A 12,617-nucleotide genomic window follows, 5' to 3' on the forward strand; every position below is an offset into this window, starting at 1 on the left:
CACATGCCCGTCTTGTCCGCCGTTCGTCGACAGGAGCCCCTTGGCTGGGGCTCCTGTCTTGTTTTTCTGGCCGCCCTCGCCCTGGCCTTCACGGTCAGCGGGACGCTCCTGGCCGTGCAGGGCAAGCCGGCCCTGCAAGCCTTGTGGCTCCTGGTCGAGAGCGCCTTCGGTTCCCGCTACGCCCTTGAGGACTGCCTCATCAAGGCCGTGCCCATTTTTCTCTGCTCCCTGGGCGTGGGGCTGACCTTCCGCCTGCAGGTCTGGAACATCGGGGCCGAGGGCCAGTTCGCCCTGGGCGCCGTGGGCGCGACCTGGGCGGCCCTGACCTTCCCGACCTGGCCCTGGTACGCCCTGCTGCCCGTCATGCTGCTGTGCGCCTCGGCGGCAGGCGGCCTGTGGGGCGCCATTCCGGCCGTGCTGCGCCTGAAGCTCAAGGCCAACGAGATCATCGTCACCCTGATGCTCAACTACGTCGGCATCCTCATCCTCGAATTTCTCGTCTACGGCGTATGGAAGGACCCGGCCAGCTTCGGCTTCCCCATGACCAGCGAGTTCGTCCCGGCGGCCGTGGTGGCGCGCATCGGCGATACCCGCCTGAACTGGGGCCTGCTCCTGTGCCTGGCCGTGGGCGTGCTCATGTCCGTGTTCCTGCGTTCCACCCGCCTGGGCTTCGAACTGCGCGCCTGCGGCGAAAACGTGCGCGCCGCCCGTTACGCCCGCATGCCCTACTCCCTCCTGGTGGTGCTGGTCATGGTCGTCAGCGGGGCACTGGCCGGCTGGGCCGGGTTCCTGGAGGCCTCGGCCACCCTGGGCCGGCTGCAGCCGAGCATCATGTCCGGCTACGGCTACACGGCCATCGTCGTGGCCTGGCTGGCCAACCTGAACCCCCTCGTCATCGCCGTGGCCTCCTTCCTCCTGGCGGGCGTGCGCGTCGGCATGGAGACCCTGCAGCTCGACCTGCAGGTGCCCGCGGCCTTCGGCGGCATCATGGAGGGCTCCATCCTCCTGGCCGTGCTGGCCGGGGGCTTCTTCTCCCGCTACCGCCTGCACCTGCGGAGGGCCGCATGAGCCTCGAAATCCTCCTGGCCCTCCTGGCAGCCACGGTGCAGGCCGGCACCCCGATCCTCTACGCCACCCTGGGCGAGATCCTGACCGAGAAGGGCGGCGTCCTGAACCTTGGCGTGGAGGGCATGATGCTCGTCGGCGCCCTGGCCGGGTTCCTGACCGCCCTGCACACGGGCTCCCCGGTCCTGGCCTTCATGGCCGGCGGCCTGGCCGGCGCGGGCATGGCGGCCCTGCACGGCGTGGTCTGCATCTGGTTCCAGGGCAACCAGACCGTCTCGGGCCTGGCCCTGACCATCTTCGGCACGGGCCTGGCCGGGTTCTTCGGCACGCCCTATGTCGGCCGCACCGCCCCCGGCTTCGACAAGTTCCCCCTGCCCGTGCTGGGCGATATCCCGTTCGTGGGCGACATCTTTTTCCAGCAGGACGCCCTGGTCTACGTCTCATACCTCGTCCCGCCGCTCATGTGGGCCTTCTTCCGCTACACGCGGTGGGGCCTGGGTGTGCGCGCCGCGGGCGAGAGCCCGGCGGCCACGCGGGCCGCGGGCCTGAACGTCCTGGGTTTTCGCTGGGCCGCGCTCCTTGGCGGCGGGGTGTTGGTGGGCTTCGGCGGCAGCTACCTGAGTCTGGCCTACACCCACCTCTGGACCAACGGCCTGTCCTCGGGGCGCGGCTGGATCGCCGTGGCCCTGGTCATCTTCGCCTTCTGGCGTCCGTCCCGGGCCATGCTCGGGGCCTATCTCTTCGGCGGGGTCATGGCCTTCCAGCTCCGCCTGCAGGCCATGGGCACGGCCCTGCCGTCGTCCATCCTGCTCATGCTGCCCTATGTGTTGACCATCGCGGCCCTGGCCTTCTCCTCGTGGCGCAGCCAGCGCACCGAGGCCCCGGCCGCGCTGGGCGTGAACGTGGAACCCTCCGAATAGGAAAACTCAATGAGCGAAAACAGATACCAGCGCACCTACCCCATCTCCTGGGACCAGCTGCACCGCGACGCCAAGGCCCTGGCCTGGCGCCTCCTGGACAAGGACTTCTTCAAGGGCATCATCGCCGTGACCCGCGGCGGCCTCGTGCCCGCGGCCATCATCGCCCGCGAACTCGACATCCGCCTCGTCGACACCATCTGCGTGTCCAGCTACGACTGGCAGAACCAGAAGGGCGAGGTGAAGCTGCTGAAGGGCATCGAAGGCGACGGCCAGGGCTGGCTCATCGTCGACGATCTGGTGGATACGGGCCGCACGGGCAAGCTCATCCGCGAACTGCTGCCCAAGGCCCACTTCGCCTGCGTCTACGCCAAACCCGCCGGCCGCCCCCTGGTGGACACCTTCATCACCGAGGTCAGCCAGGACACCTGGATCCTCTTCCCCTGGGACGCCGAGTCGCAGTTCGTGCAGCCCCTGGCCGGGAAGCGGCAGGGATAGGTCGTGACCCCGTCCACGCCAGCGGTCGGCCTGCGCGGCATCACCAAGGTCTTCGGCTCGGTCCGGGCCAACAACGCCATCAGCCTGGACATCCACGCCGGGCGGATCAAGGCCCTGCTGGGCGAGAACGGGGCGGGCAAGAGCACCCTCATGTCCATCCTGGCGGGCCACTACCTGCCCGACGCCGGCGAGATTTTGATCGACGGCCGCCCGTGCCACCTGCGCTCCACCAAGGACGCCATCCGCGCCGGCATCGGCATGGTCTACCAGCACTTCATGCTGGTCGAGGCCATGACCGTAGCCGAGAACGTGTTCCTGGGCCAGGAGCCGGGCTTCCTGCTCTCGCCCAAGGCCATGCGGGAGCAGGTCCGGGCCCTGGGCGCCGCCTTCGGCCTCGATGTGGACCCGTCAGCCCGCGTGGCCGACCTGTCCATGGGCGAAAAGCAGCGCGTGGAGATCCTGAAGCTTCTGCAGCGCAAGAGCCGCATCCTCATCTTCGACGAGCCCACGGCCGTGCTCACGCCCCAGGAATCCGAGCAGCTCTTCGCGGCCCTGCGCAGCATGGCCGCCCAGGACAAGGCCATCGTCTACATCTCCCACAAGCTGGGCGAGGTCATGGCCCTGGCCGACGAGATCGCCATCCTGCGCAAGGGCGAGGTGGTGGACGAAGTCCCGGCCGCCGAGGTGCATTCCCAGTCGGACCTGGCCCGGCGCATGGTCGGCCGCGAGGTGCTCCTGGAGGTCACCCGCGCCCCCGTGGAACTGCGCCAGAACGTACTGCGCCTGACCGGGGTCAAGGCCGGCGTCATGCGCGATGCGTCTTTGAGCTTGCGGCAGGGGGAGATCCTGGCCGTGGTCGGCGTGGCCGGCAACGGCCAGAAGGAGCTGGTCGAGACGGTCTGCGGCCTGCGGGCGCCCGAGGCCGGCGAGGTCTCGGTGCTCGGCAAGAGCTGGCAGTCCTTCTTCGCCGACCCGTCCTGGCAGGGGGGCCTGAGCTACGTCCCCGAGGATCGTCAGGGACTGGCCGTGTGCAAGGGCATGGACTTGGTGGACAACTTTCTGCTGACCACCCGCCAGGGCTACAGCTCCACGGTCTGGCTGCAGCGCGACAAGGCTGCGGACGTGGCCCGGGAACTCGTCGAGCAGTTCAAGGTCTCGCCGCCCGACGTGACCTGCCAGGCCAGGCAGCTTTCGGGCGGCAACCTGCAGAAGATGGTCCTGGCGCGCGAATTTCACCGCCGTCCGCGCCTCATCGTGGCCGAGCAGCCCACCCAGGGCCTCGACGTCTCGGCCATCGAGGAGGTCTGGGCGACCCTGCTGGCGGCCCGCGAGGAGGCCGGCATCCTGCTGGTCACCGGAGACCTGTCCGAAGCCCTGGCCCTGGCCGACCGCATCGCGGTCATGTTTGGCGGCGAAATCGTCGACGTCTTCCCGGCCGGCGACCGGCAGCGCGTGGACCGCATCGGCCAGATGATGGCCGGCATGAAGCCCGATGCCGAGCACTGATCAAGCGGACCGCTTCCAGCAACTCACCGTGCAGACCGCGGGCCGGACCTGGGCCCTGGAGCGCCCGGCGGACCTGGAGTCCCTGTGGCAGTCCCTGGACGAGGACGACCCCGAGGCCGAGGAACACATCCCCTACTGGGTGGAGCTGTGGCCCGCGACCCTGGCCCTGTGCGACTGGCTGGCCCGGCAGGACCTGGCCGGACGCACCTGCCTGGACCTGGGCTGCGGGCTCGGTCTTTCGGCCCTGGTGGCATCCGGCCTGGGCGCGCGGGTCGTGGGGATGGACTACGAGCGGGACGCCCTGTATTTTGCCGCCAGGAACGCCCGGCTCAACGACGTGCCCCAGCCCCTGTGGCTGTGCATGGACTGGAACCGCCCCGGCTTCGCGCCCCGTTCCTTCGACCATGTCTGGGGCGGCGACATCTTTTACGAGCAGCGGTTTTTCGAACCGCTGGAAAAACTGCTGCTGCACTGCCTTGCCCCCGGGGGCAAAGTCTGGTTCGGCGACCCCGAGCGCACCGTGTCCCAGGCCGTGTGGCCCCGCTTCGCCCGCCGCGGCTGGCGGGTCGCAGGCCGAGGACAGGTGGTGGTGCCCTTCGAGGGGGCGCGCATGACGGTCAACGTCTGGGAACTTTCCCGCCCGGACGACATTTAGCTGGCTGTTGAAAAATTCAGAATTCGCAGGCCGTTCAAAAATGGTGAGATGCAAGGAAGTGAAAAAATCCAGGGCGCGCGGTGTATTGCACATACATAAGCGGTCTGAATTTTTTCGCTGACGCAGCAGATTGCCGTTTTTCAACGGCCTGTTAGGAGGAAACATGGGTCAGACAATACGTTTCGGAGTGTCCCTGGACTCCGACCTGCTGGAGAAATTCGACGCCCTGTGCGAGGAGCGCTGCTACCAGACCCGCTCCGAGGCCATCCGCGACCTCATCCGCGGCACTCTGGTGCAGAAGGAATGGGAGGACCTGAACAAGGAGATGGTCGGCACACTGACCCTGGTCTTCGACCACCATCACTCGGACCTGGCCCAGAAGATGACCGAGATCCAGCATTCCTCCCTGGACGTCGTCCACTCGTCCCTGCACATCCACCTGGACCACCACAACTGCATGGAGGTGCTCATCCTGCGCGGCCCCGGACAGGACATCAAGGCCACGGCCGAGCGGCTCATCTCCACCAAGGGCGTCAAGCACGGCAAGCTGACCCTGGCCACCACCGGGCAGGACCTGAAGTGATGCGCGATGTGCAGAGCGGTCCGGCCGACGTGGCCCTGCGCATCGACCGGGTCGGGGTCAAGAACCTCTCGGTGCCCCTGACGGTCCGCGACAGGGCCAGAGGCCGCCAGCAGACCGTGGCACGCGTGGATCTGAGCGTGGACCTGCCGGCCGAGTTCAAGGGCACGCACATGAGCCGCTTCCTCGAAGCCCTGCGCGACATGGAGACGACCCTGGACACGGCCAGCTGCGGACGCCTGCTCCAGGACCTGCGCGACCGCCTGCAGGCCAGAAGCTCGCACCTGTGTTTCCACTTCACGTATTTTCTGGAGCAGCGCGCCCCGGTCACGGGCAGCCCGGCCCTGATGGACTACGCCTGCTTCCTGCGCGGCACGCTGATGGACGGGGGCGTCGAGCTGGTCCTGGGCGTGGAGGTGCCGGTCATGACGGTCTGCCCCTGCTCCAAGGCCATTTCCGCCGAGGGCGCCCACAGTCAGCGGGCCATGGTCCGCATCGAGGCTGGGTGCTCGGGCATGCTCTGGCTGGAAGACCTCATCGCCATCGCCCAGGAGTCCGGCTCATCCCCGGTCTATGCCTTGCTGAAGCGCGAGGACGAAAAGTTCGTGACCGAGTCGGCCTTCGCCTCGCCGACCTTCGTCGAGGACGTGGTCCGCAACACGGCCTCCCGTCTGGCGGCCCACCCGAAGGTGCGCGGCTTCAGGGTCGAGGTGGAGTCCTTCGAGTCCATCCACAACCACAGCGCCTACGCCCGCATCGACCAGATGGGGGTTGACGAAACATCCGGCCGGGATATTGTGAACCCATGACCGGAGGTGCCCCATGATCGAGAACGTGCAGGCCCTGCAGGCCATTTCCGTTTCCCAGCAGGTCGCGGCCAACAACGTGGCCAACGTGAACACGAACGAGTTCCGCTCCAGCCGCGTGGAATACGAAACCGGCCCGAACGACCGCGGCGTGCGGGTGTCCGACATATACGAAAACACCGCTCCCGGCCCTCTGGTCCAAGGCGGCGAATACGTCGAGACCGAAGAGGGCCTGCGCTACGAGGAAATCCTGGTCGAAGGCTCCAACACGGACCTGGCCGCGGAGATGGTGCAAATGATGGAGAACGAGCAGGCCTTCGCCGCCAACGTCGCGGCCCTGCACACGAACTTCGACATGACGGGCGTGCTCATCGACATGATGGTCTGATTTTTTTGAAGACGGGATGCTGCAAGGCCGCTTTCCGAAAGGAGGCGGCCTTTTTTCACGTCCATCGACCGGCATCGCCTCAAAGACATGGATCCCCGCCTTCGCGGGGATGACACCGTGTTCGTACTGTCAACCTGTCCGTATCCATCAGATTGGAAGAAAAATACACATCCTCTCCGGCAAGCGTCATCCCCGCGAAGGCGGGGATCCACTGACATTTCCGAACACGAGAAGCGTCTCCACCAAAGAGCATGCCCGGCCAGCCCCCCCCAAAAGGGGTGCAGGGGGCCGCGCCCCCTGCCCGCCGGAGGCATCTTCATCACCCTCCGCTAATGCCTCTCGTCCGCCAACCGCCGCAAGTCCTCCGGGGTGAACGCGTACGGCTCCCGACAGAATTCGCAGGTGATGACAGTGTCTTCGCCGCGCTCGGCCAAACTTTTGATTTCGCCCACGCCGAGCGTGATGAGGGCCTGTTCGATGCGGTCGCGGGAGCAGCCGCAGTGGAAGGCCACGTCCTGGTGTCCGAGGATTTCGTAGGGGATGTCGCCGAAGATGCGGTCCAGGATGTCCTTGGGGCCGGCCCCGTCGAAGAGGAGCCTGGCCAGGGGCGGCATGGCCGCGATGCGGGCCGTGAGGGTTTCCAGGGCCGCGTCGTTGGCCGGCGGGAGGGACTGGATGAGGAAGCCGCCGGCCACGGCGATGCCACCCTGGTCGTCGGGGATGGTGGTCAGGCCCATGGCCGAGGGGGTCTGCTCGGACTCGGTCAGGTAGTAGGCGATGTCCTCGGCGATCTCGCTGGACACGAGGTTGACCACGCCCTGGTAGGGGATTTTGAGCTGCAGGTCCTTGGTCACGGTCAGCAGGCCGGCGCGCCCCAGGGCGCCGGGGATGTCGAAGCGGCCGTCCCGCAGGGGCAGGTCGGCACCGGGGTTGCTCACGTAGCCGTGGACCAGGCACATGGGGTCGGCCTCGACGACGATCTTGCCCAGGGGCCCATTGCCCTCGAACTTGAGAGCCACGCGCTGGCGGCCTTTGAGGAGCGCGCCCAGGAGCACGCCGCCGGTCAGGGCGCGGCCGAGAGCCACGGAGGCGGTGGGGCTGGTGCGGTGCCGGGCGCAGGCTTCGCCGACCGTGGCCGTGGTAAGACAGGCCATGGCGCGGACGTTGGCCTCGTCGGAGATGACGCGGATGAGATGGTCGTTCATGGTCGTGATTCCGGAAGTTCGGTGTTGAAGATCAGGGCCGCGGGACAAGGGGGAGACGGCGGCCCAGGGCGATGCCCTCAGGGGTTGCGTGCACCACATGGGGAAAAAACTCCACTCCCCTGTCCAGGGCCTGCCAGAAAAGTTCGGCGAAACGGGGGTCGATGAAGTCGGCGGGGCCGAAGCACTGTCCGTCGGGGCGCTGGACGGCCAGGAAGACGCCCACGCGCACGCCCCGCTTCGCCAGCGCCATGAGTTCGAGCAGGTGCTTCTGGCCGCGCTCGGTCACTGCGTCGGGGAAGCAGGCCACGCCGTCCTCGACCATGGTCACGTTCTTGGCCTCGATCCAGAACTCCCCGTCGGGGCCGGTGAGCTTCGCGTCCAGGCGAGAATCCCCCCATTTGGCCTCGGCGGTGAAATCCGTGTACGCATCGAGTTCCTTCAGGGCGCGGGTTTCCCAGGCTCTCTTGAGGAGCCGGTTGGGCGTGAGGGTGTTGACGCCGATCCAGTCCCCGCTCGGGCGCACCAACTCCAGGGTGTACGGCAGCCTCCGTCCCGGCGAGGCGGCCGGGGAGAGAAAGACCTCCATGCCGGGCCGCAGGAGGCCAAGCATGGACCCGGAGTTGTTGGTGTGCGCGGTCACGGGTCGACCGTCCAGCAGGAGGTGGATCAGGAAGCGCTTCTCGCGGGCGACAAAAAGGGCCGGACGGCTTCCCTGCGGAAATTTCAGGAGATACGGCATATTTCGGGTTGCGTTTCTGTCATATTCTTGACAGTTAGGCAGAATCGGAACAGCATCGAGACCATCCCCGTTCCAGGAGAGGCTATGTCGTTTGATACCTGTGGAATAATTGGAAAGAGTTCCGCCCTGCAAGAGGTATTTCGGGTGTTGGCCAAAGTGGCCCCCTCGGACAGCACCATCCTGGTCACGGGCGAGTCCGGGACGGGCAAGGAATTGCTGGTTCGGGCCCTGCACCGCAACAGCCGGCGGGCCGACAAGCCCTTCGTGCCCATCAATTGCGGGGCCATCCCGCGGGAACTGCTCGAATCGGAGCTTTTCGGGCACGAGAAGGGCGCCTTCACCCACGCCATCCGCACCAAGATCGGCCGCTTCGAGATGGCCCAGGGCGGCACGGTCTTTCTGGATGAAATTGGGGAAATGGAGCTGTCCCTGCAGGTCAAGATCCTGCGCGTGCTGCAGGAGCGCGAGTTCGAGCGCGTCGGCGGGGGCAAGACCATCAAGGCCGACGTGCGCGTGGTGGCGGCCACCAACCGCGATCTGGAGGAGGAGGTGCGCAAGGGCACCTTTCGCGAGGACCTCTTCTACCGCTTGAACGTCATCCCCATCACCCTGCCCCCCCTGCGCGACCGCGGCGAGGACGTGCTCGTCCTGGCCAGGTATTTCCTGCGGAATTTCTGCGCCAACAACCGCGCCGCGACCCTGGGCATGGCCGAAGAGGTGGCCGACATCCTGGCCCGCTACTCCTGGCCGGGCAACGTGCGCGAGCTCGAGAACTTCATGGAGCGCATGTCGATCCTGTGCGACGGCGAAAGCATCGGCCTGGTGGACCTGCCGGACAAGATCCTGCGGGAGACCGGCGTGGAGGTGCCTAAGCGCGCCCCGGTCCTGGCGGACGCTTTGTTCCGTTGGCCGGAACTCAAGGACCTTCGCGAACAGTGCATGGGCCTCAAGGAGTTTCTCGATCAGGTCGAAGAGCGGCTGTTGAACGAGGCCCTGGGAGAGGTCGACGGGGTCAAGAACAAGGCCGCCGAAGTTTTGGGCATCAAGCGCACCACCCTGATTGAAAAACTGAAAAAGAAGAATATGTTGTGATGTTCTGCCCGATTCTTGCTAACAGCAGACCGTGCGCGCACACACACCTGCCAGACTGATCTGGTTCCTCCTTGCCGCCTTTCTGGGCGTCCTCCCCCACCAGAGCGCCTCTGGGGCGGTCTTGACGTGGAATCGGGCGGCCGACCACGAACGCCTCCTGTTCTCGTTCTCCTCCTCCCTGCCCGTCGCCGAGCCCAGACAACGCGGGCTGACGCGGATCATCATCCCCATCTCCGCGGACTTCTGGGCGAACGAGGCCAAACCCAAAATCCCAGATTTCACCGGCTCGGCGCTCATCAAGGGCGTCTCAGTCACAGACGACGGCATTCTGATCGATACCCGCAACGGGGACTTCATCTTTTCCTCGGCCGCGCACCCCGCCCTGCAGGAACTGAACGTCATCCTCTACCCGCCGCCGACACAGGCCCCCCCGCCGCCGCACAATGCGCCCCCGGCTACGGAGCCCGCGGCGCTGGACGGAACGAACTCCTCCGCGGAAACGCCCGCCAATGCATCGACGCCCGGCAACGAAACGGCCTCCTCCGCGTCCGTGCAGGAGGAAGAGCGGGACGCGGCCCCGACGGCGGATGTCAATGCGACGAAACCCGAAGACAATATCGCGGCGCAAGGGAACGCCACGGGCGGATCGCCGCAGGATACGCTCTCGGGCACGGCCTCCCTGCGCGGACGGATCAGCCGTCCCGCAACTCCCGACCAGGCAGGAACGATGGCCCCCGGACAACGGGAGGCCGGCCTCGGCGCCGCAGCGGAACCGAAGCCGCGAGACGCATTTCGACTGCGGATGCCCATCGAACGCAACGCGACAGCGCCCTTGCCGCAGACCGAACCTGAAACGGCGTCCGAGGAGACTCCTACGGAGCAAGCAACGGGGCCAGGCCCGGACGCAGCCGAAGGACATGCGGCGGACAACGCGACCAGTGCGCAGGCCCTGCCGGCTAACGCGCCCCAAGCCATCACCGCCCGACCGGACCACGAGGCCCAGGAGGCCGGCGCGCCCGACGGAAACGCGACCTCCTCGGCGCCGGAGACAGACTCCGCACACGACGCCGAGGCGACGAACGCGAGCGCATCGCACGACGAACCCGGCAACGCGACCGGCACCGACGCCCCGGCGCAGGAGGCGGCCATGACGGTCAACGCCTCCTCCGAAACTCCCACGGCTGTCACCGGCAACATGACCGAGGACAACAGCACGGCCGAACTGGAGGAACTGTACAGACTGGCCCAGGTTGCGGTGGCCGCGGGCGATCTGCCGGCCAGCCGGCAGGCCATAACCGCCATGATCGAGCACCCGAAGGTGCCCGAAGCCCTGCGCGAGGAGCTGCTCTACAATCTGGCTGACATCACCATGCAGCAGGGCAAGGGTGACTTCGCGGGGAACTACACGGCCATCCTCGACGCCTACCAAACGGCCATGTACGCCAACCCCGCATCAACCAACATGCCCGAGGCCCTGTACCGCATCGGCTTCCTGCAGCTCGCGGTGGGCAACCTGCCCGAAGCCAAGGGCAATTTCGACCTGCTGCGCCGCAAGTACCCGGACAACCCGCGCGTGGCCATGATCGATACGTTCTGGGGCGACCACTTCCTGCGCGAGAAAAAATTCGCCAAGGCCGCCGAGCACTACCGCTACGTCATCGAGAATTTCCCCATGAGCCCGGCGGTCAAGCCTGCCAACGTCGGCCTTCTCAAGGCATACACGGAGCTGGGTTTTTTCGACAAGGCCATGGACATCGTGAACACCATCGAAAAACGCTGGCCCCGCTACTACCTCGAAGACCCGTCGTTCCTCATGGCCGCGGGGTATGCGGCCATGCTCAGCGGCAACGACGACCGGGCGCGGGATTTTTTCTGGACGTACGTCAACATCGTGCCGGATGCGCCCGACGCCGATGTGGCCATGGCCCGCATCGGCGACATCCACCTCAAGCAGAACAAGCCCAATGCCGCACGCGAACTCTACCACCGCACGGCCGAGGCTTTTCCGGACAGGGAAGGCGGCCTCATCGCCCAGATGCGCCTGGCCGAGGAAGGCGTGCTCGACAAGCCCTCCCTCGGGGACATGGCCCCGGTCTTCGACCGCCCGGACGCCAACCCCGAAGAGATCTACACCCGCATCCTCGAACACGCGGACAGCCCCCTGGCCCCGATTGCCAGACTGAAGCTGGCCATGTGGCGGCTGTGGAAAGGGAAATTCCCGGAAAGCCTGGAGGACGTGCGCCGCTTCGAACAGGACTACCCCGAGCACGAGCTGCTGCCCAAGGCGCGGGAAGTCGCGGACAAGGCCCTGCGGGACTGGATCATGCGCGACCTGGAGCAGGGGAACTTCGAGGGCATCGTCCAGAACTGGTCGGACCACCAGGACCTCTACACGGACAGGGAGCCGGACCCGCAGACCAGGCTGGTCGTGGCCACGGCCATGATGCGCACGGGCCGATCCAGGGAGGCCCTGGAGATGGCCAAACCCTTCGTCTTCGGCTCCGTCCCCAGAGGGGAGCATTCCGAGCCGGGCATGGACCTGACCCTGGCCATGCTCGTGGAACTACAGGAATGGAAGGACATCCTCGAACTGGCCCGCAGGGTTGCGCCCTGGAACCTGAACGCCGAGCGTCGGCGCCAGGTCGACTATGCCGCGGCCCTGGCCAACGAGAAGCTGAACCAGGCAGGAATGGCCAAGCCCCTGTGGGACCGGCTGGCCACGGACCTGGGCCTGACGGACACGCAGCGCGGCTACGCCCACTATTTTCTCGGCCGGGCTGCGTTGGCCGCGGGCGAGTTCGAACGCGCCACCATCCTGGGCCAGGAGGCCCTGGAACTGCTGAAAAAGGAAAAGGACGACATCCCCAAGCTCAAGGAGACGTTGGAACTGCTCGTTCAGGCCGCCGAACGGCGCGGCCGGAACCAGGAAGCCCTGGCCTGGAGCCTCGAATACGACGGCTACGTCACGCCCGAGGACCGGGACTGGCCCGCGCACACCTACCGCAAGGCCGTCCTTTTCCGCAGGAATGACGACATGAAGAGGTGGCGGGAAACGCTTCTGGGCCTCAAAGAGCGCTTCCCAAACACGCTGTATGGCCGTATGGCTGCCGCAGAGCTCGAAGGCGTGCGCATCGAGCGGGAAGTCGAGAAATTTCGCTAGGAGGGA

12 protein-coding genes are annotated in these 12,617 nt (G+C 66.5%); 10 read left to right on the plus strand and 2 right to left on the minus strand.

Annotated features, from left to right (window positions below; genetic code table 11):
- The first annotated feature begins 3 nt into the window (after positions 1 to 3).
- The 8 genes from ACYQ3G_RS05150 (at position 4) to ACYQ3G_RS05185 (ending at position 6,415) form a co-directional block, all read left to right on the plus strand.
- Positions 4 to 1,068, plus strand: coding sequence for an ABC transporter permease (locus tag ACYQ3G_RS05150; RefSeq protein ID WP_459823151.1), 1,065 nt, complete (start codon positions 4 to 6; stop codon positions 1,066 to 1,068).
- On the plus strand, positions 1,065 to 1,985 hold the full coding sequence (locus ACYQ3G_RS05155; protein WP_459823154.1) for an ABC transporter permease: 921 nt from the start codon (positions 1,065 to 1,067) through the stop codon (positions 1,983 to 1,985). Before ACYQ3G_RS05150 ends, ACYQ3G_RS05155 begins: the two co-directional genes overlap by 4 nt.
- Positions 1,986 to 1,994: 9 nt before the next feature.
- Positions 1,995 to 2,480: a xanthine phosphoribosyltransferase gene (gpt, locus tag ACYQ3G_RS05160; RefSeq protein ID WP_459823157.1), complete on the plus strand. Its 486-nt coding sequence runs from the start codon at positions 1,995 to 1,997 to the stop codon at positions 2,478 to 2,480.
- Positions 2,481 to 2,483: 3 nt separating this feature from the next.
- A complete protein-coding gene (locus ACYQ3G_RS05165) occupies positions 2,484 to 3,986 on the plus strand; it encodes an ABC transporter ATP-binding protein (RefSeq protein ID WP_459823159.1) in 1,503 nt (500 codons plus the stop codon).
- Positions 3,973 to 4,641 (plus strand): class I SAM-dependent methyltransferase, encoded by a 669-nt coding sequence (locus ACYQ3G_RS05170; protein ID WP_459823162.1) that lies wholly within the window; start codon positions 3,973 to 3,975, stop codon positions 4,639 to 4,641. Before ACYQ3G_RS05165 ends, ACYQ3G_RS05170 begins: the two co-directional genes overlap by 14 nt.
- 163 nt (positions 4,642 to 4,804) lie before the next feature.
- A complete protein-coding gene (nikR, locus tag ACYQ3G_RS05175) occupies positions 4,805 to 5,224 on the plus strand; it encodes a nickel-responsive transcriptional regulator NikR (protein WP_028578140.1) in 420 nt (139 codons plus the stop codon).
- Positions 5,224 to 6,030, plus strand: a complete 807-nt coding sequence (gene folE2 / locus ACYQ3G_RS05180; RefSeq protein ID WP_459823166.1) for a GTP cyclohydrolase FolE2 — start codon at positions 5,224 to 5,226, stop codon at positions 6,028 to 6,030. Before nikR ends, folE2 begins: the two co-directional genes overlap by 1 nt.
- Before the next feature lie 13 nt (positions 6,031 to 6,043).
- Positions 6,044 to 6,415 (plus strand): flagellar basal body rod C-terminal domain-containing protein, encoded by a 372-nt coding sequence (locus ACYQ3G_RS05185; protein WP_459823169.1) that lies wholly within the window; start codon positions 6,044 to 6,046, stop codon positions 6,413 to 6,415.
- Positions 6,416 to 6,744: 329 nt separating this feature from the next.
- On the opposite strand, the gene hslO is transcribed toward ACYQ3G_RS05185, so the two are convergent.
- Both hslO and sfsA read right to left on the minus strand, forming a co-directional pair.
- A complete protein-coding gene (gene hslO / locus ACYQ3G_RS05190; RefSeq protein ID WP_459823172.1) occupies positions 6,745 to 7,620 on the minus strand; it encodes an Hsp33 family molecular chaperone HslO in 876 nt (291 codons plus the stop codon).
- A gap of 31 nt (positions 7,621 to 7,651) precedes the next feature.
- On the minus strand, positions 7,652 to 8,359 hold the full coding sequence (sfsA, locus tag ACYQ3G_RS05195) for a DNA/RNA nuclease SfsA (protein WP_459823175.1): 708 nt from the start codon (positions 8,357 to 8,359) through the stop codon (positions 7,652 to 7,654).
- A gap of 84 nt (positions 8,360 to 8,443) precedes the next feature.
- Between sfsA and ACYQ3G_RS05200 the strand changes: the two genes are divergently transcribed.
- Together ACYQ3G_RS05200 and ACYQ3G_RS05205 are read left to right on the plus strand one after the other, a co-directional pair.
- Complete coding sequence (locus ACYQ3G_RS05200) at positions 8,444 to 9,451, plus strand: sigma-54 interaction domain-containing protein (protein WP_459823178.1); 1,008 nt, start codon at positions 8,444 to 8,446, stop codon at positions 9,449 to 9,451.
- A 121-nt stretch (positions 9,452 to 9,572) separates the two neighbouring features.
- Positions 9,573 to 12,611, plus strand: a complete 3,039-nt coding sequence (locus ACYQ3G_RS05205; RefSeq protein ID WP_459823180.1) for a tetratricopeptide repeat protein — start codon at positions 9,573 to 9,575, stop codon at positions 12,609 to 12,611.
- The last annotated feature ends 6 nt before the right edge of the window (positions 12,612 to 12,617 follow it).

This window comes from Desulfomicrobium salsuginis, from assembly GCF_054657795.1.

Excerpts from the sequence above, each read along its gene's own strand:
- ACYQ3G_RS05150 (WP_459823151.1), top strand. The coding sequence starts at position 4 with ATGCCCGTCTTGTCCGCCGTTCGTCGACAGGAGCCCCTTGGCTGGGGC.
- ACYQ3G_RS05155 (WP_459823154.1), top strand. The coding sequence starts at position 1,065 with ATGAGCCTCGAAATCCTCCTGGCCCTCCTGGCAGCCACGGTGCAGGCC.
- gpt (WP_459823157.1), top strand. The coding sequence starts at position 1,995 with ATGAGCGAAAACAGATACCAGCGCACCTACCCCATCTCCTGGGACCAG.
- ACYQ3G_RS05170 (WP_459823162.1), top strand. The coding sequence starts at position 3,973 with ATGCCGAGCACTGATCAAGCGGACCGCTTCCAGCAACTCACCGTGCAG.
- nikR (WP_028578140.1), top strand. The coding sequence starts at position 4,805 with ATGGGTCAGACAATACGTTTCGGAGTGTCCCTGGACTCCGACCTGCTG.
- folE2 (WP_459823166.1), top strand. The coding sequence starts at position 5,224 with ATGCGCGATGTGCAGAGCGGTCCGGCCGACGTGGCCCTGCGCATCGAC.
- ACYQ3G_RS05185 (WP_459823169.1), top strand. The coding sequence starts at position 6,044 with ATGATCGAGAACGTGCAGGCCCTGCAGGCCATTTCCGTTTCCCAGCAG.
- hslO (WP_459823172.1), bottom strand. The coding sequence starts at position 7,620 with ATGAACGACCATCTCATCCGCGTCATCTCCGACGAGGCCAACGTCCGC.
- sfsA (WP_459823175.1), bottom strand. The coding sequence starts at position 8,359 with ATGCCGTATCTCCTGAAATTTCCGCAGGGAAGCCGTCCGGCCCTTTTT.
- ACYQ3G_RS05200 (WP_459823178.1), top strand. The coding sequence starts at position 8,444 with ATGTCGTTTGATACCTGTGGAATAATTGGAAAGAGTTCCGCCCTGCAA.